Origin of the sequence: Flavobacterium algicola (assembly GCF_022399565.1) — a bacterium.
Classification (GTDB): domain Bacteria; phylum Bacteroidota; class Bacteroidia; order Flavobacteriales; family Flavobacteriaceae; genus Flavobacterium; species Flavobacterium algicola.
The window spans coordinates 694,003-713,652 of record NZ_JAJTUT010000003.1 but is presented as its reverse complement, the minus strand read 5'-3'; the positions used below and the strand labels follow the sequence as shown (position 1 = coordinate 713,652).

General features: G+C 32.6%; 17 protein-coding genes. All 17 read right to left on the bottom strand.

The genetic code is table 11. The annotated features are described in order from the left end of the window. Nucleotide 1: 1 nt before the first annotated feature. Nucleotides 2–3,391, bottom strand: a complete 3,390-nt coding sequence (locus LXH21_RS13750) for a SusC/RagA family TonB-linked outer membrane protein (protein ID WP_239866989.1) — start codon at nucleotides 3,389–3,391, stop codon at nucleotides 2–4. Nucleotides 3,392–3,464: 73 nt separating this feature from the next. Then, nucleotides 3,465–4,073: an RNA polymerase sigma factor gene (locus tag LXH21_RS13745; RefSeq protein ID WP_239866986.1), complete on the bottom strand. Its 609-nt coding sequence runs from the start codon at nucleotides 4,071–4,073 to the stop codon at nucleotides 3,465–3,467. After that, nucleotides 4,066–4,986 carry a FecR family protein gene (locus LXH21_RS13740; protein ID WP_239866983.1) on the bottom strand — a complete coding sequence of 307 codons (921 nt, stop codon included), beginning with the start codon at nucleotides 4,984–4,986 and terminating at the stop codon, nucleotides 4,066–4,068. Before LXH21_RS13740 ends, LXH21_RS13745 begins: the two co-directional genes overlap by 8 nt. A gap of 481 nt (nucleotides 4,987–5,467) precedes the next feature. Continuing rightward, on the bottom strand, nucleotides 5,468–5,662 hold the full coding sequence (locus LXH21_RS13735; protein ID WP_239866979.1) for a hypothetical protein: 195 nt from the start codon (nucleotides 5,660–5,662) through the stop codon (nucleotides 5,468–5,470). A 16-nt stretch (nucleotides 5,663–5,678) separates the two neighbouring features. Next, nucleotides 5,679–7,079, bottom strand: coding sequence for an exopolysaccharide biosynthesis polyprenyl glycosylphosphotransferase (locus LXH21_RS13730; protein ID WP_239866947.1), 1,401 nt, complete (start codon nucleotides 7,077–7,079; stop codon nucleotides 5,679–5,681). Between the two features lie 3 nt (nucleotides 7,080–7,082). Then, nucleotides 7,083–7,520, bottom strand: a complete 438-nt coding sequence (locus LXH21_RS13725) for a VanZ family protein (RefSeq protein WP_239866926.1) — start codon at nucleotides 7,518–7,520, stop codon at nucleotides 7,083–7,085. Between the two features lie 173 nt (nucleotides 7,521–7,693). Then, entirely contained in the window at nucleotides 7,694–10,000 is a 2,307-nt protein-coding gene (locus LXH21_RS13720; RefSeq protein WP_239866923.1) for an exopolysaccharide transport family protein, read from the bottom strand. Between the two features lie 6 nt (nucleotides 10,001–10,006). Beyond that, nucleotides 10,007–10,771 carry a polysaccharide biosynthesis/export family protein gene (locus LXH21_RS13715; RefSeq protein ID WP_239866921.1) on the bottom strand — a complete coding sequence of 255 codons (765 nt, stop codon included), beginning with the start codon at nucleotides 10,769–10,771 and terminating at the stop codon, nucleotides 10,007–10,009. A gap of 71 nt (nucleotides 10,772–10,842) precedes the next feature. Then, the gene (locus LXH21_RS13710) at nucleotides 10,843–11,589 is read right to left on the bottom strand and encodes a glycosyltransferase family 2 protein (protein ID WP_239866917.1); all 747 of its coding nucleotides are present in this window, start codon (nucleotides 11,587–11,589) and stop codon (nucleotides 10,843–10,845) included. Between the two features lie 215 nt (nucleotides 11,590–11,804). Further along, entirely contained in the window at nucleotides 11,805–12,797 is a 993-nt protein-coding gene (locus LXH21_RS13705; protein ID WP_239866914.1) for an acyltransferase family protein, read from the bottom strand. 79 nt (nucleotides 12,798–12,876) lie between these two features. Continuing rightward, complete coding sequence (locus LXH21_RS13700; RefSeq protein ID WP_239866911.1) at nucleotides 12,877–13,818, bottom strand: UDP-glucuronic acid decarboxylase family protein; 942 nt, start codon at nucleotides 13,816–13,818, stop codon at nucleotides 12,877–12,879. A 25-nt stretch (nucleotides 13,819–13,843) separates the two neighbouring features. After that, entirely contained in the window at nucleotides 13,844–14,806 is a 963-nt protein-coding gene (locus tag LXH21_RS13695) for a glycosyltransferase family 2 protein (protein WP_239866908.1), read from the bottom strand. Nucleotide 14,807: 1 nt separating this feature from the next. Continuing rightward, nucleotides 14,808–15,626: a glycosyltransferase family 2 protein gene (locus LXH21_RS13690; protein WP_239866905.1), complete on the bottom strand. Its 819-nt coding sequence runs from the start codon at nucleotides 15,624–15,626 to the stop codon at nucleotides 14,808–14,810. Further along, nucleotides 15,619–16,170, bottom strand: a complete 552-nt coding sequence (locus LXH21_RS13685) for a DapH/DapD/GlmU-related protein (RefSeq protein WP_239866902.1) — start codon at nucleotides 16,168–16,170, stop codon at nucleotides 15,619–15,621. Before LXH21_RS13685 ends, LXH21_RS13690 begins: the two co-directional genes overlap by 8 nt. A gap of 5 nt (nucleotides 16,171–16,175) precedes the next feature. After that, nucleotides 16,176–17,288, bottom strand: coding sequence for a glycosyltransferase family 4 protein (locus LXH21_RS13680; RefSeq protein ID WP_239866899.1), 1,113 nt, complete (start codon nucleotides 17,286–17,288; stop codon nucleotides 16,176–16,178). Between the two features lie 4 nt (nucleotides 17,289–17,292). Continuing rightward, a complete protein-coding gene (locus LXH21_RS13675) occupies nucleotides 17,293–18,366 on the bottom strand; it encodes a glycosyltransferase (RefSeq protein WP_239866896.1) in 1,074 nt (357 codons plus the stop codon). 69 nt (nucleotides 18,367–18,435) lie between these two features. Then, nucleotides 18,436–19,593 carry a glycosyltransferase gene (locus tag LXH21_RS13670; RefSeq protein WP_239866893.1) on the bottom strand — a complete coding sequence of 386 codons (1,158 nt, stop codon included), beginning with the start codon at nucleotides 19,591–19,593 and terminating at the stop codon, nucleotides 18,436–18,438. Nucleotides 19,594–19,650 lie beyond the last annotated feature (57 nt).

The window sequence follows — 19,650 nt, the reverse complement described above, 5'->3', positions numbered from 1 at the left end:
ATTAAAAGTTTAAATTACATCCAAATACAAAGGTTCGAGAGGGTGGATAAATACCTCTATCCACACCAATATCAAGGTTTCTATTACTTGATGAGTAACTTTGTAACCCTATTTGCGGCGTCATACCACTGTATTTTGTAATTGTAAATACATTACTTGCTTGTCCGTATAATCTCAATTTTATCCCTCCGATTATTTCTGGTTTAAAAGTATATCCTAATTGCAAATTATTTAATTTGAAATAAGAACCATCTTCGACGTAATATGAGGAAGGACGAATATTATTATTACTATCATCTAGCGATAACCTTGGAATATTAGAATTAGGATTGTCTACAGTCCAAGCATCTAAAAGTGCTATATCTTTGTTATAAGCCGATTGATTAAAAAATTGTGTTTTATATTTTGTTAGATTATAAAGCTTATTACCGAAGTTGCCGTTAAAAAACATCCCCAAATCCAGTTGCTTGTATTTCAAATTAACATTAAAACCTAACATTAATTTTGGGTGAGGCGAACCTATAAAAGTTCTGTCTAAAGTATTTAATTCACCATCGCCATTTACATCCTTAAACTTCAAATCACCAGGTTGAGCATTTGGTTGCAACCCATAATCTGCAACTTCTTGTTCTGTTCTAAATAGTCCATCTGCGACAAATCCATAAAAAGAACCGATCGGTTGTCCTACCGCACTTCTAGAGATTTCTTGATCAAAGTTTACAGTATGCAGAGATGAAGTGGGAATTCCGAGATATGGAACAGATAAAGCAGTCAGTTTATTTTGATTTCCTGTTAAATTTAAAGCCAGATCATAACTAAAATCTTTTACTGCATTTTTATAATTGATATTTAGCTCATAACCACGGTTACTCATTTGCCCATCATTTATCCATTGTCCGTCATTGGTTCCTCCATAGGTGATAGGAACAACATTATAGACCAAAATATCATTGGTAACTTTATCATAAACTTCAGCAGTAACCATTAATTTATCTTTAAAGAACCCCATATCCACACCAAGAGTTTTTTGAGTAGTTGTTTCCCAAGCCAAGTTTGCGTTTGCAACTCTAGTTTGAGTTAGTCCAACAGCGACCTCACTTTGAAGTCCACTAATAGCATAATTAGAATAATTACTATTATTGCTATAACTATCCACCGTAGAATAAGAAGGCAATTGTTGATTTCCAGTTTGTCCCCAACTCGCTCTTAGTAAAAAGGAACTAAATTTTGAGTTGCTGCTAAAAAAATCTTCTTTATCAATTCTCCATCCACCAGAAAACGATGGAAAAGTTCCCCATTTATTATTTGCAAGTTTAGAAGTTCCGTCACGTCTTACCGTTGCTGTAAATAAATATTTTTGACTGTAATTATAGTTTAATCTCCCAAAATAAGAATTTAAAGCCCATTGGTTTGCTGTACCTGAATTTAATTGATTTTCAGTTCCATACGAGAGGTATCTAAAATTCAGATCCTCGTATAAAAAGCTTTGTCTTGAAGCTGAAAAATCTTCATAGTAGTACTTAATAGCTTCTTGTCCTACTAAGGCATCAATGTTATGATTGTTAGATTGCTTTTTGTAATTAATAGTATTAGAACCGGTTAACTGATAATTAAAACTATTACTAGTTGTCAAATCATTCTTTACACTTTGCGAGAGAATTTCGTTGTAGATTGGTGAAAATCCTCTATAATTATAACTTTGATAATCTAGTCCTAGAGACGTATGAAAAGTAAAGTTGCCAAGCTCTAATGTCGCAAAAACATTTCCCAATGCTTGAATTCTCTTCTGCTGGTTGTCTTTTGCTCGTGTTAATTTACCTAAAGGGTTGGATATATCATTTATGGGATTACCAGCAAAATTGCCATCAATATCATAAACGGGTACAATAGAAGGAAATTGTAGCGCATCATATACAATACTCCCCAATGAACTATTGGTAGCTGCAGCAACTTGAGTAGTATAAGAAGTTGATAAATTTTGTCCGATAGTGAAGACATCTTTAATTTTATAGCTTGAATTAAAGCGAGCTGAAAAACGGTCAAAATTAGTATGTCGTATTATTCCATCTTGATTGAAATATCCTAATGAAAAAAACTGTTGTGCCTTATCATCACCTTTAGAAAGCGATAAATTATAGGAATGTATCACCGCAGGATGCAGTATTTCTTTTAACCAATTTACATTACCACTTTTAATTGTATTTGTTGCATTAAGATACTCGGGGATCACTGCATTGTTCGGGTCATTACCGTAAATAGCATTTGAAGGAACTTTACCGTCATTTTTTGTTGCTTGCCATAATAAATCTCCATATTGCTGCGCATTTAACATTTCCGGTAAATTAAATGCTACCTGTACACCAGAATATCCATCAAATTGCATTTGCAAACTTTCCTTTTTAGACCCCTTTTTTGTGGTGATCAAAACAACTCCATTTGCAGCACGAGATCCATATATAGAGGAAGAAGCTGCGTCTTTAAGAACTTGCAGTGACTCTATATCCGATGGGTTAATTCCATTCAAACCATTGGAAGCAGGAACTCCATCAACGATCACCAAAGGATCATTGTTATTAATAGTACTAAAACCACGAATACGTACCGAAGTTCCTCCACCAGGACTATTATCACTCATGATTTGTACACCAGCCAAACGGCCCTCGAGCATTTCTACGACATTCGATTTTGGTTGTGAACTGATTTCTTTCATTTTTACTGAGGCAACAGAACCTGTAATATTTCTTCTTTTCTCACTTCCATATCCAGTCACTAAAATTTCTTCTAGTTGTGAAGTAGTTTCTTTTAAGACAATATTAAAAATAGTTCCATTTTCTATAGTAACTTCTTTTGTTTCAAAACCCATATAGCTTATCGCTAATAATTTACTATCAGATGGTATATCCAACATAAATTTACCATCAGTGTCTGTAATTGACTGTAGCGAAGTGCTCAATACGTTTACAGAAGCTCCTGGAATAGGAATCTTTTTTTCGTCTGTAACAGTACCTGAAATTCTTTTGTTTTTTCTAGGCTGCTTTTTAATAGGAGTCTGTAATTCTTTTACTAAAATGCCGCTGTTCGTAATTTTGAAATCAAGATTTGCTTTGGTTCCTAAAATATGTAAAACTTTGTCTAAATCTTGGTTAATAATAGAGATCGAAATTTTACTTTGTAAAAAAGATTGATCAGACCTATAAATAAATTTACTTTTTATCTGTTTTTCAATTTCACTAAAAATTTGCTTAATCGAAGTTTCCTTTAAATCTAAGGTGATAACTTTCGAATTTAATTTCCGTTCTACAAGTTCGTTTTTATTTGTTGCGTTCGAATAAAGTGGTATAATACCCACCTGAATAAAAAAAAGGGCTAAGAGTAATGTTTTATTTCTCATTATTTAGTTTCTTATGTTTCATTGTTTTAATTCTTATAAATCTAGAACCTTTTAAGACAAGGCACTAGCAACTTTAATTATGCTCATTTAAAATTTTTTTAATTTTTAATAGAGACAAAGCTTCACTGATCAGTCTCATTGTCAATGCAATGTGATTTTCTACAGTCTTAGGACTAATATTTAGAATTTCGGCTATTTCTTTGTATTTCAATCCGTCAATTCTACTCAGCTCAAAAGCCTGTCGAGACTTTTTAGGAATATCATTTAATATAGCACGGATTAACTTACTACTACTTTCCTTTTTCTCATCATCAATAATTTCATCTTCCCTACTTGGAAAACTAACAGTTCTACCTATTTGATGTTCATCTAAAGTTTGATGGAAGTATTCAAATTTATCGACCTTCCTTAATCTGTTTTTTGCTATTACATATATATATGATTTAGGGTTATTTACTTTATCAAGTGATTTTCGGTTTTTCCATAATTCAATAAAAATATCGGCAACCTTTTCTTCAACTAAACAGGAGTTTGTTTCATAACTCAAACCGAAACGACATAATTTCTCATAGTATCTCTTAAAAAATAATTCCATGGACTTATAGTCATCATTTCTTATTTGTTGCAATAAATAGTCATCTGAAATAGCATCACTAAATATTTTTTTTGATTTATTATTCATTAGACTTAGATATTAAATAGTTATTGGAATTATTCTTAATAATCTGACAATTAGTGATAAACTCTAATGAGCTAATAAATTCATTTAAGTCTTGCCCCTTAAAGATTCCCGTTATTCGCTGAGAAGCGATTTCTTTATCTTTAATAATAAAATTCACTCCATAAAAACGATTCATCTTATCTTTCGCTTCTTGAAACTCTTCATCCTCTAACAGTAAAATATTGTCCTTCCAGGCCATTGCCTTTTCAACGTCAAAACGTCTTTTAAGTACCGTTTTAGTATTGGAATTAAATATTAATTCCTCACTGGGCAGTAAATAAATCTCATCATTACTTTCTTTTAAAGAAACTTTTACTTTACCTTTTTTTAGCGCAATTGTTTTGTTTACAGTTTCACTATTTACTGTAAATTCAGTTCCTAGAACCTCAATATTTAAGTCTTCAGTGTGCACAGTAAATGGAGCATTAGGATTTTTGATTACGTTAAAATAGGCTTCTCCCGCCAACCAAACATCTCTGTGATCTTTAAAATTATTACTGTATTTGACAGAACTTTCAGAATTCAATACAACTATGCTACTATCTGGTAGTGTGAAAGTCAAACGCTGTCCTTTATCAGCTACTTTTAAAATATTAAATTGAGAAGAGGTGGGTATATTAGTATAAAAAGCTACCATGCAAATGAGGATAGCAGTCAGAGCAAAGAGAGTATGACTGATCGAAAAAATGGTAGATTTAAGCGGAATTTTATTATTGTTAAGCTTTTCTTGAACTTCTTTAAAAGTAGGTGTTGTAATCTCTGTACCTGCAACAGGATAACTATTCCAAACATATCTATAGTCATCATAGATCGCCTTCAAACTATCATCTAATGTCAATTCCAACTCAAACATACATCTATCAGCTATTGACATTTCATTAGTTAAATATCTGATACATTTTTTTTCCTTATGGTTAATCATAAACTCAATAGTTAAGGTTTATCTATAGGAGTCAAAATTTAATAAATACCACTAGTTTTGTATGTCAACAAATAGTGAATTAAATATCAATTAAATAATTAAAAAAATAGGAACGTCAAACAAACCAAAAATTACTCTCACTCAGTACATCAAATTAGTATCAAAATGATTACTTTGATTTGATAATATTAGTTAAGAAAAAAACCGTTATATAAGTATTAACTTAAATGTTCAACCAAATAAATTCACAAAGTAATTATTGATGCTGCCACTTATAGACTCCACATAATTACCTAATTGTCATAATTTGAAAAATACTATAACAAAAAAGAGCAGCAATAAACAAATGTTTATTGCTGCTCTTTTTATTTTAAATCTAATTACCAGACTAGCTGTTTAGGCCTAAATCTTAAATGCAATTATATAATTATTCCTAATTAATATCTCTGCTGCTCATGCGTTTTTCCTCGTTTGCTTTTACAATCTTGTCATTCAATTTGATCAAACGATCCATTTGCTTGCGTTGTACTTTATATTTTATATAGTACTTATACAGTTCCTTACCAACAAAAAATGTAGATAGAGAAGCTCCCGTAAGTACGCCGACTAAATAATAAGTTATATTCATATGTTTTATATTTTATTTAAAAGGCGTTTTCATCCCCTTTTAATGTTACTACAATTGTCAAAAAACAAATCTTAATGTCGGTAACCAAACTCCAACGCTGAACGTATTCAATATCGGTTCGAACACGTCTTTTCATATCAGAAACTTTCTTTGTTTCCCCCCTTAATCCCGAAACTTGTGCTAAACCTGTAATTCCAGGTTTTACAAAGTGACGTACCATAAAGTTGTGGATATGATCGTTGTAATCTGTTGTATGCTTAATCATGTGCGGACGCGGTCCTACGACACTCATACTTCCTAACAATACATTAAAGAATTGTGGCATCTCATCGAGACTGGTTCTGCGTATAAATTTCCCGATAGGTGTTGTTCTTGCATCCCCTTTTTTAGCCTGCTGACTTTCGTCACCAGAGTTAACATACATACTCCTAAATTTATAGCAGTAGAAAGGTTCGTTCTTTTTACCTGTTCTCAACTGTTTGAACAATACAGGACCTTTACTTTGTTTTTTAATTATAATGGCTATAATTGGATACAACCAGGAAAGAATGAAAATGATAACTCCTAAACTAAAAATGATATCAAATATTCTTTTTATCAACCTATTATTCGCATCTTGCAATGGTTCATAACGAGGTTTAATTACGTGAAAATTATTAAAATTGCTAGCACTAAAATGCGCTTTAGATATTGCAGAGAAATCCGGAATAAACTTCAGTCTCATACAATGTTTGTCTCCCAACTCAAAAAAGTGATTAAGGTCGACAATAAAATCAGATTTGGTTACAATATACAGTTCATCGATTTTCTGCTCTGCAGCAGTGTTAATGGCATCGGTCAATGCAGTAGTAAACTCTTTCTTAGTTTTATATTCGATAGAAGAATCTTCATTTAAAATTCCTCTAAAGTGAATAAAGTAAGCATTCGTTTCTAATTCCGCAGCCAATTCAATGCTGGTTTTATTAAACCCCCAGATGGCTACCATGTACCTTCTGTCCACCCACTTTTTAATTTGAACGATAACGTAGGTAAATAGGACTCTAGATAATAAAAAGTAAATCATTAAAAAGCACAGCTGATATAAATTTGCTTTGCTCAACATTACATAAAGTATATCATCATGAAAAAAGAAGATATAACTATGCCACAATATACGTTGTGTTAAAAATGCACGCCAACTATCACCGTAAAATTCCTCTAAACTAAAAAGAGATTCTACTTTGTACAAACGGAAATAAGTAATTGAAAACAACCAAGTAAGGATCGTTATTGGAATTAATCTATTAATTACCAATCCACCCCACTCTACTTCTACACTGCTGGCAAAATTCAAAAAGATCAAAGTACCAACTATCATGGCGAGCATGTCTACAATAAGACAGCAAATCATAAATGTAAATTTATGTCTATTACGCATTTCTTAGCTTTTTATTAATTTATTAAATAACTGATACATCAGCCCGCCAATTAAACTTCCTAAAATCCCATATAAAACGTCCATCATGTCTGGACTTCTGTTGGCTATTAGAAACTGTCCACCCTCTGCAATTAGTACTACAATCGTTGCGATTCCTAAATTTCGAAAAAGAAACAAAATTAGATTTTCTTTCCAAACTGTCTCATTTTTGTAAAAAGAATAAGCTCCGAGTAAAAAACCAAAAGCTACAAACGGGACCGCTGTTCTAATATTAAAGTTGGTGTTACTCCATCGCAATAACCACTGAGGCAAATAATGTTCTGACCTCATGTTCGAATCGGGCAACCACGAATAATAAAAAACGGAGACAACCACAAGTAGTAAAAGAATTTGTACTACTCGCTGTAATTTTAACCTGTCTACTTCTTTATTCGCATTCATAAATTCAATTAGATGAATTGGTAATCATTATAATATCTGTCGTAATCACTTCGAATTAAAAAGATTTGTTCTGCAATAACATCTGTTATAACAAAACAAATCTTCCCTTTTATTTATTTGACAATCATGACTATACTATTTAATATGAATAGATTCACTACTTATAAATTAAATTATGATCTTTTAAACCAAGACTTTTTAGCTCTATCATCTTTATAGGTATATGCATAATCATATCCATACCCCATATTTCTTTTCATTCCGTTGATAACAATTCCAACATTCTTTAATTGACCTTTCTTAATGAAATTAGCCAATTGAGCTACCGTTTTCTTATCTGAATAATTTGATCTTGTAACATATACAGTAACGTCAGCCAAAGCACTAAAATTGAATGTATCAGAAACTAACTGCACAGGAGCAGAATCGATAATTATAAAATCATAGTTCTGTTTTGCCTCTTCCAATAGAAGTTCAAAATTAGAATTGGTTAACAACTGCGTTGGATTAGGTGGGATTTCACCAGAAAACAATACATCTAAATTTTCTGAAAATTTCGCTTCTTTAATTAAAAATTTTTTCCAGTTTGCACTGTTGTTAGACAAGAAATTAGTTAATCCAGGAATTTCTTTCTCTACATTAAAATATTCGTGCAACTGAGGATTTCTCAAATCGGCACCGATTAATAACACTTTTTTATTAAGGTTACTAATTGTAATGGCATTGTGAAAAGCACAAAAAGATTTACCTTCTCCTTGAATAGAAGAACAAAACAAAACTACATTTCCGTTATTCATTACCTTGCTAGGCAACAAATAGCTGATATTTGAAAACAGCGTTCGCGTTGCTTCTGCAATAACAGATCGAGAAGTAGCAGAATTATCCAGTTTCTCTTGAACATCAATTTTTGGAATTGTTCCCAAAAATGGAATTTCGTTTGAGTCACCTGTAATATCTTCTTCTGTATGAATTTTTGAATCCATCATTAAACTTAAGTAAGCAATTCCAAACGCAAGTATAAGTCCAAAAAGTATTGCTCCCATCAAGAACGTTTTCCTTTTCGGAAAAGTATCTGAATAGTTGGTTTGCGGAGAGTCCAATATGCTTAGATTCGATTCTAATACAGCGCCATTTAACAAAGTCTCTTCCTTCTTTTGTAATAAAGACAAGTAAGTCTCTTCTTTCAAGTCAAGGTTGTTATTAATATTACCCAATTCTTTGTCTTTGGTAGGTATACTTCTAGCGGCAGAAATCGCACTATTTCGCTCTGCATTACTAACAGCGCTATTCTGACTTAAAAAATTTAGATAATCTGTCAGCGAATTTATAATTGCTTCTTTCTGTACTTTTAGTTGAGCGGCCAAACTAACATAAGCGGGGTTATTTTTACCTGCTCTTTGCAATAAAATTTCACTTTGCACCAAGCTTGCATTATAATTAACTAACTGTTGGTTTACAGAAGGAGCGTCGATATTATAATCCGTTCCTAGTGCTTTATTATTTCCACTTCTCTTTACATCATTTAACGCTGCCCTAGTCAAGGCCACTTGTCTTTGATTAAGTGCTGAAGTTGCAGAAGTTAAACTTTTCTCGCTAGATTTGCTTGCGATATAATCTTCCATCACGTAGATGTTGTTATCTTTCAAATAACTCTCTTTCACACTTTGAATGGAATCCTTCTCCTTAGCAAACACGCCAATACGCTTGTTTAAAAAGGCAACCGTCATTTTAAATGTTTTTTGTTTATTTATTACGATAGTTTTATCCAGTTCACTAATAAGTGTTTTCAATATTTTTGTGGAAAGTGCTGGATTTGTACCCTTATAACTTAAAAAAAGATTATTATTAGGCGCTTCAAAAGCCTCAATTCCAATAGTGGCCTTCAATTCTTTAACGGCCATTTCAGTTGATTCAATACCTACTACAAAATCTTTATTTTCAAAAGAACTTATCTGATTTTTAGCCTCCTCTTTTAATTCTATGGTAAAAGGCAGGTTCTTTATTACACGGCTTTTTCTGTGCCCATGCAATAAGTAACGTTTTTCTGTTACTTGATCATATACCATAAATCCTTCTTTTACGATTTTTACATCATACAATTTTTGAGGTAATGAATCATTACTTATAGAAGGCATTACAATAAAAGGAGCATCATCTATCGCTCTGTTCTGAAAGTAACCCTTTTCGAAATAACTGATATTAAGCTTTAAATCTCTAACAATTTTTGCCAAAAAATTATTCGAAGTCATCAATATTTTTTCTTCTTCTAAACCAACTTCTTTGTCATTCTGGAGATTAATCGTAGTAACTATTTGCGAATCTTTTTCTTTGCTCTTATCAATATTGATCAAGGCTGTAGTTGCATAAGTTGGAGGAACTATCTCTAGATAATAATAGGCAGAGACGATACTTACCAATAAGCAAATTATAAAAACGGGCCAGTATTTAAAAAACCTGAAAAATTCTTTTTTGAAATCCATTTTAGTCTAGTTTCTTATTAATAAAATTATTGCTCCAATTGTACTTAAAATACCTAAAATTTGTAGAGGATCTTTGATTACACGTTCGCTGTTCGATTTTGCTTTGTTTGGTTTGACATATATAACATCATTTTGTCTAATGCGATAATCTGGATTTGACATCCATTTAGCAGTTGTCAAATCAACGTGATAAACCAAACGCTTTCCATCTATTTCACGTATGATCTGCACATCTCTACGTAAACCAGCATAAGTTAAATCTCCGGCCATTCCGATCGCGTTTAATAAACTAATTGATTGTTCAGTAAAATTAAGTACGCCAGGAGCTCGCACCTCACCTAAAACTGTAAATTTATTATTTAACACTCTTACTTGTACAGTAGGATTTACTAAGTAACCCTCATCTATTAACGTTTGTTTGATTTTCATCTCTGCCTCAGTCGGCGTCAAACCTCCTACCGACATTTCATTCAAAATTGGTAGCATAATAGCTCCCTTAGGAGTAACTAAATATCCGTTTAGTCGCATCATATCTACTGAAGTTTGACCACCTCCGCTTACCATCATATTAAAGGGTGCCGCAACCACTGGATTTAAATCGCTAACTTCCACTTTTAAAATATCGTTCGGCTGAATTTTAGTACTTGTGTATACTAAAGCTGAATTGTCATACTCATCTAAATCTTGAACATATATTATTTTCTTCTTACTACCGCATGATTGCAGTACAACCATAATTAGTATTAGTATTGAAATCGAAATTTTTTTCATGATGTGGGATATTTATATTTTAATATTTGATATGGTTTATATTTTAAAGAAATTATTTCAGTCTATCTCTTTTAGCGTGTTATGTATTGTTTTAAAGCGATAGTTTTCTTAAGGAACACGACACGCAATGCTGATAATCCATGGTATTTGTAGATTTGATAATCTTCTTTTAATACTTCAACAGCACGCTTAGCATTTGTACTCATCCCTCCCATGCGCATTTTCACTATATACGCATTTACATAACTCATTTTAATTTTATACTTATACAAGTAACGAAGTAAAAATTCAGTATCAGAGGCTATTTTGAAATTTAAATCGTACAAACCATACTTATCGATAATCGCTTTTTTTAAGTAGACAGTTGGATGCAAAGGCAACCAACCTGCTTTCACTCTCTCAATACTGAAGTCTCCACCAATACGATTTCTTATTAAACGTTCTTCTGCATCATTTGATACATAAACTCCATCACCATATACCCCTTCAATAGTAATGTCTTTTTCAAATTGTGCTACAATCTTACTAATAGCAGTGCAGTCATAAAATTCATCATCAGAATGCATTAATCCAATTGCATCACCAGTCGCCAAAGCGATTCCTTTATTGATGGCATCGTACATCCCTTTGTCTGGTTCGGACACATAGGTAGTAATCTGACTCACAAAAGAACGGATTACTTCTTGGGTGCCGTCAGTCGAATTGCCATCTATCACAATGTATTCAATGTTTCCGTAATCCTGGTCAAGCACACTCTGAATGGCTTTTGCCATTGTTGCTTTCCGATTGTAACAAACTGTAATGACACTTATTCGCATGTATACCTGTTATTTGAATTATTTTTTCAACTTACTTCATGATGAATTCTCCGCAAAAGAAACAAAAACTTTTAATAAAAACATACTATTTCCTTATAGAACGCCAATTCTCGATGAACGGCTTGTTTTGCATGTTTTAAATAACTTGAATGTTAAATTAAGTATCTATAAACATACATTTTGTGTATTAGTATTGAACTATTATATTGATCGATCTACCTTTCACCAAGAACGAATAGCTTTAATATTTTATTTTTACGCACTAGCAAAACAAAAACTAAGGAACATATGAAGACAATACATGTAAATTCTAATTTATCTATAAAATAATAATTTAATTCTATATGAATTAATTTTAGTAAGAATTCAAATCCTTCAAGAAACAAAATATGGCATAAGTAAATACCATACGTACTTGATGTCAGGAATAAAGGGAACTTTATCAAATCAAACATACCTAATGATAATAATAATAGACCAAGTGCAATTAATGGACTTGTCAATGAGTAATTTAAAATTGTTAAAATATAACCACTCTTATCGAATAAAAAAACTAATAGCAAAATAACTGCTCCACTTACAGCTAAACTAAAATTTCGAGAAGATGGTACAATAAAAGTACTTAGATATGCAAAAAAAACAAATAATGGAATACCAACAATTGAAAAGCCTATCGAGTTTCCAAAACAATTAAATCTTAAACTACTGTATATAAAAAAACCAATTAAAGACAATAAAATAATACTTTTTACCTTATCATACACTTTTCCTTTTATCAACAAATAAATCCCTAAAATAATAAATTGCATACAAACTAAATAGGGAACAAAGTACAATTGAACAGCACTTTCCCCAAACAAAAGAGATCGCCAAAAAATCAGTTCCGAATGACCAGTAGATATAATTTCCTTAACTGAAAGTAATGCAATATAAAGCAAAGACCAAACCAAATACGGTAAAATAAGCCTGTAAAAAGTTTTTTTTACTATTGCATTAAATTCAATTTTAGAGCTTCTTTTTAAACCAATTATGAAATAGAATAGCGATATCATATAGAAAAACGGAACTGCTAATGGAGAGAAAAAATCTCCAATAAGTTGTGCTTCTTTACTTCCATTTTGGACATGAATAGCTACAACTCCGAACATCGCAATTACGCGGAAAACATCAATTGAATAGTTCCTGTTTTTATTTATCGTATTTGACATGGTTTTTAACTGCTTTTAAGTTTGGGGAAAAATTATTATGAGTAATCACCAAAATGACAAGGTTATCTGATCTCTTTAATTATTTAATTAAAAGTTTTTCAAAATAGTTAATTGTTGTTGTTAACCCTTCTCGCAATTGAATTTTTGGTTCCCAACCTTCCAACTTGGCTTTTGCTAAGGTAATATCTGGTTGCCTTTGTTTAGGATCATCTTGTGGTAAGTCCATATGAATGATTTTCGACTTAGAACCAGTCAATTCAATAATTGCTTGTGCTAGTTCCAACATCGTGAATTCATTAGGATTACCCAGATTTACTGGGCCTAAAAATGCAGGCTCTGATGCCATCATACGAATCATTCCCTCTACTAAGTCATCTACATATTGAAATGATCGGGTTTGTAGCCCATCACCAAAAATAGTAATGTCTTTCCCTTTTAAGGCTTGTACGATAAAGTTAGATACTACTCTACCATCCGCAGGATTCATGTTTGGCCCGTAAGTATTGAATATTCTAATAATTTTTATTGCTACATCATTTTGATTGTGGTAGTCCATGAACAAAGTCTCTGCGCAACGCTTTCCTTCATCATAGCATGAACGGATTCCAATTGGGTTTACATGCCCCCAATAGCTTTCCGGCTGTGGGTGTACCAACGGATCCCCGTATACCTCACTTGTACTCGCTTGTAGTACCTTTGCTTTTACTCTCTTTGCCAATCCCAATACATTGATCGCTCCCATTACCGAAGTCTTGATCGTTTTAATTGGGTTGTATTGGTAGTGCACTGGTGAAGCTGGACAAGCTAAGTTGTAAATTTCGTCTACCTCTGCATAGAAAGGCTCTGTGATATCATGACGTACCATCTCAAAATAGGGATGGTCCAACAATTCAATAATATTTGATTTAGCTCCTGTAAAATAATTGTCCAAGCAAATGATTTCGTTTCCTTCTTTTAACAAACGTTTACACAAATGTGATCCAACGAAACCCGCTCCTCCTGTTACTAATATTTTTTTCATGTTTATTTTTTAAAACTATAATTATTTATACTGCTAGTCTTCTTCTTTTTATTATTTCTTTGTAATTGCGCCTAAAAATTAAATTATTTACGCAAGATTTCAACAATTCGCTCATCCACTTGATTTGACCATCGTCTCGTCCGTTCTTCAATAAAATTTTAAATGTAATTAAAGCCACCTTTAAATCTCTAATGGGAGCATGAATGCAATAATAATACTTTACCGCTTCTTCGATTTTGTTATTCAACACAATTTCAGAAGAAAAATATACATCCCATTTCTCCCTAAACTGAACATAATTTTTCATCGAAGAAGATGTTAGATTATGTGAATGAATTCTCTTATTGTATAAATGATAAGGAATGTAATGTATTTTTGCCAACAATGCCATTTGGCAAAAAATATCAGCGTCTTCATGAGACCAAAAATCAAATTCATACCCCGTTGTTTTCATAAAAACATCAGCTCTAAATACAGCGAAGGGCCCCATTCCTGTTGCGCTAAAAAAAGAAATAAATGGTGTATTATACTCAGTTGATTTTAACGACTTCGGCAATCCTAACCAATTTTTTGCAATGCGAGATCGAAATTCTTTTTGTAAAAAATTAGACTTTACATCTATACTGTTAAATTGACACCCAACTAAACCGACATCTAGATTATTTTCAAGATATGAACACATTATCTGCAAAAAATTAACATCTAATAAATCGTCTCCATCTAGAAAGTGTATATATTTAGGACTGTCTACAATTTTTGAAATACCAAAATTTCTACATGCAGATGGGCCCTCATTTTTCTTCTTAAAATAACTAAATCTACTATCCCCATCTACAACTTCTTTAATTAAATCATAACTATTGTCAGGACTATCATTGTCAATTATTATACAATGCCAATCAGCATAAGATTGCAATTTAACAGAATCAATAGTTTCAACTACATAATCTATATTATTATATACCCCTATTATAACTGTTGTTTCCATATTATTTCCTTTTTAATAATGCTACTTTAGTCTGAATTTGAAAAAAGTAATGGGATTTAAATCGCGCCAAATAAAAGCCTTCCCTCCCATCTAAAAATCCCAATTTCAAGAAGTAAGCGCCTAAAAAGTAGACAGCAGGTAGCAATCCAGTGGTTAATAGGCCGTATTTAATTTTTTGATTAAAAGAAAGTTGCTGGTTGCTGCCTGATTTTAATTGTAAAAAACGTTGTGCTTCCCAACTCGAATAGGCATTATGTTTAGCAATATAGTGGTCAAGATCTTTAAAATCTTTATGCGCTACTTTTGCCTCAATTACTCCCACATTCCCTTCGATGATTGGATGTTCGTGTACCTCCATGTCTAGATGACTCCACAAATCTTCATCAATCTTTTCATACGCACCTTTGCTCCTTTTGAATAAGGCTGATTTTTTAAAGCCGTAACCATAGCGCAATTGTTTTCCCATGAAGAAATTTTCAAATTGGATAGTATATCCATTAAAACTTGGGTCTAGAGTTTTTAGAGCAATTTCATCTACAAATGCATCGGTCACAAATTCGTCTGCATCTAGAAAGAGCACCCAGTCGTATTTGATTGTTGCGTTTTGCAAAGCCCAATTGCGTTTTTTAGGAAACCTTCCATTCCACTCAAATTGTAAGACCTCTGCTCCTTTTGAGATAGCAATATCTTTAGTTTTATCGGTACTGCCGGAATCTACAACAATTATTTGATCAAAACGGACTAATTTATCCAAACAAGATGGTAAATTTAACTCTTCGTTTTTTACCGACACAATTACAGTTACTGGTATCTTAATCAATGGTTCTATTTTTTAAAAATTTAGCTGGATTACCTCCAACAACTGCATTTTTTTCAACATTTTTGGTAACTACACTACACGCCCCAACAATTGCATTTTCTGCAATAGTAACTCCTGGCATAATAAAGGCACGTGCTCCTATGAATACATTTCTTTCAATGGTAACCTTACTTGTAATTAAATTTAATGCCGGACTACTAAAGTCATGTGTTCCTGTACATAGATATACTTCCTGGCCTATTGTTGCTCCTTCAAAAATTTCTATGACTCCTAGCGTATAAGCATTTGTACGGTCACCTAGACAGGCGCGATCGTGCAGAATTAAATTCCATGGAATCTGTATCCGGGCTCTCTGGTGTACAAATGGTTTTCCGTAGATAATACAACCAAATAATTTGAGCCAAAAGAGACGCCAAGCATTCGCAGGTTTTGGCGTCCAGCTACAAAGTAGCATCCATATATATTCCCAAATCAACATTTTTATACGTTGGGAAATCGACCAAGGAGAACTATAGGCTGTAACTTGTACATATTTCTCTTCCATTACAATTATTGATTTTTCATTTTATCAAATTCATTCAAAAATTCTTTTGCTAATTTTTCATTCGAATGGGTTTCATTAACAGTTAATCCTCTATTTGCTATTGTTTTTAATTGTAATTCGTTTTCCATCAAACTATTTAGAAGACCGGTTAAAATCTCTACTCTATTTTCAGAACGGTGATCAAAGCATAAACCATTTTCATTATTTATTAAAAAATCCTTGAAACACTCTAATTTTGAAACTACAGTGGCACAACCCCAGCTCATTGCCTCTAACGGTGAGACTCCAAATGTTTCGCCTAACTCAGCTACAGACGGATAGACAAAAATTGAAGCTCTAGCATATATTTCGCCTAGCTCAGCAATATCAAATATTGGCTCTTTAAAAATTACATTTTTACGATTTGCTTTGCCTTTAAGCATATTTAAATAGGAAACACCTCCTCCACCTGTTTCTGTTGAATATGGACCTACAATCTGCAATTGCCAGCCCAGATCTTTGCACTTGCTAAATGCATCAATTAAAATATCAAGTCCCTTTTCTGGATGTATTCTGCCAGTGTATAGAATAATTTTTTCCTTTCTATTAAAATCAACACCTTTATCATTTTTAAAAGGTAAAGTATTGGGAATTATAATTACTTTATCAAAATACTTCTTTTTGATTTCATCCTTTATAGCTTTAGCAACAGGAGTCGAGTTTGCTCTCAGGCGACCATTCCCAGTATAATATTTCATTTGTCCTTTTGGAATTCGAGCGACATCAATCAAACATTTCTTTTTTTGCTGTGAAGATAATAAAATTGGAAGCCAAAATGTATTGCTTACAATTATATCTGTATCACTAGAGATTTGCCTAACTGCCCGAAAAGTATAAAATAGATCTAATAATTTAAGTAAAATTCCAGACTTTGGTGCCTTGTATCCCTTAACTCTTTTATGATGAATTCCTTGAGTATAATCTTCATTAGACAAACCTTTGTAAGATTTTGAAATATAGTACACCTCATGACCTTCAGCATTAAACTCTTGTGCTAAACTAAACCACATTTTTTCGACAGCTCCTCCTAATAAGGGAGGTATAGGAAAGAAAGCTCCTTGTACAATAGTTATTTTCATCGCTTTAAATTGAATTGTATAATTGAATCAAATCTCTACCAACAACTGATACATCATATTTTTCAGCTATAAGTTTTCTTCCATTACGTCCTTTTTCCATCAAAATATTTGGTTCAGTATTTATTATTTCAAACAATGTTTTATTTAGGTTTGCTACTGAAAGTTCAATCCACCATCCGCAGTTATTTTTTTCCAAATCTTCCCACGGTGTTCCTTTTGTAGTAAGAACAGGTATTCCTACAGCCAAAGACTCTGCAACCACAATACCAAAATTCTCGCTATGCGTCGGCAGTACCATTACATCAGCTGACTTGATAAATTCCCATTTTTTTTCACCGTACTGTGGACCGACAAAATGGACATTATCCAAATCAATTAAATACTTTTTTAAATCGTCTATATAGGATTGATCACCATTACCAGCAATTTCTAAACTCCAACCTAAAGTATCTAAAGTGCTCCAAGCTTCAAGCAGTAATTCAATTCCTTTTTTAGGGTGAATACGGGATATAAAAATTATTTTTTTAGATCCATACTTTACTTTTACTTCCTTTATTTCAGATGCATCTATAAAATTAGGAATAGTTACTAAAGGGTTAATAAATCCTAGCCCTCTGATACTCTTTTCCTCCATTGCAGCAGTGGCATGCAAATAATCGGCATTTCGAATCGCTTTTCTTTGGTACAAAACCATAGCTACTTTCTTTTTCCAAGGATTATTGTTCATAATCCAAGGTTCTAACATTCCATGTGGCGAAAGAATCACCTTAATACCCAACTTTTGTGCAGCTGCCTGAAAAATTGAATTCTCAGGACTCCATATGCCATTAATATGCACAAGATCTGGCTTTTCCTGTTGGATAAAAGCAGTAAACTGTTTATTTAAAAAAGGCAATTGTTTTAAACCAAATTTAAAAAAAGATACTTTTATATCGTCCAATTTTATAGGATTCGGTGATGCCCCTGTAGCAATAATTAATTCAATCTCCCCTTTTAGTGCATTCGATAACAATCGCATGAATTCAGTAGTACCGCCACCTGTTGTATCAATACCTGCAATAAAATGGATTACTTTCATATTTTTATTTAAGTCTAATTAGCTTGATTATTGTATTGCTGCCTGTAAGCAAGCATTTTTACTCATTCTCTATTGCAGTTCTATGTAGACTTCTTCAATACGATCCAAAGCATAATCCATAGTGAACTGCTGTATGTTTTGAACACCTTTTTCAATCATTTTTATACGATTCTCCTCAGATTGATTGATTAGTGCTTCAACAACTGTAGCGGAGTCTGTAGCCCAAGCTTGCATACGCTCCAGACTTGATGGTATTGGTTCAATATAATTTGCTACGGCACCTCCTACCTCATTCATTGGAGCTTTATTTACTGTAATAACTGGTGTTCCTGAAGCCATTGCTTCAATTATAGGCCAGCCAAATCCCTCATCCAATGAGGGAAATAACAAGCAACTTGCACCAGAATAAGCAATATTAATATAGTTGTCTTCTAAATTACTGATAAAATGTATATCTTCTTGAAAAACTGACTGTTGCTGCTTGATTTCTAGTTCTGTTGAAGGACGTTCTCCAATTAACAATAAGGGTAATGTATGAACACTATTCATTCGCCACTGATCATAGATAGCAATAACTCCTTTTCGGTTTTTGTAATACTGATTCCCTCCTATGTGCATGATATAGCCCTTTGCCGTATCTATACTTAATTTAACACTAAGTAATGCTCTAGATTCCAAAGTATCAAGTAAGTTAAAAGTTCTACTTAAACCGTTGTAACAAACACGCGAAAACTCAATTTTACCAAGATGAAATTGTTTTAAATCTTGCTCAGTCTTTTGGGAGATGGAAATAAAATTTTTTCCTTTTGAAAATCCTTTTCGAATGTAGTCTTGATATAATTTACCGGTTGCCGAAGTTGGATTCTCAGGAATTTGTCCTAAGGCAGATTTCAAAGCTAAAAAATCATGACAATGAACAATATGCTTTCTATTTGAGACTAAAGGTACCCAAGGGCCAAGCGCTTGATCGGCAAATACAAATAAAGTATTTGGAGTTACTTTTCGTAGTTTCAGTCTTACTTCAATGGGAAATATAAGGTATTGATCAACATAGCTCAGCCATTTTTTTATCGAACTGCTTTTTGATAATTTATAAAATCGTTCAGCAGGACTCCAAAATATAACTTGATGTCCTCGAGCCTCCATACCAGTTTTAAGCATGCTTGCATACCTTGGCATACTTTGATGTGAAAGAAAAGAAGGATGTGTAAAGAATACTATATTCATTTTATTTTCAACTACAAATTTTAATAACTTTTGAAAAACATAAATTTACTGTACATT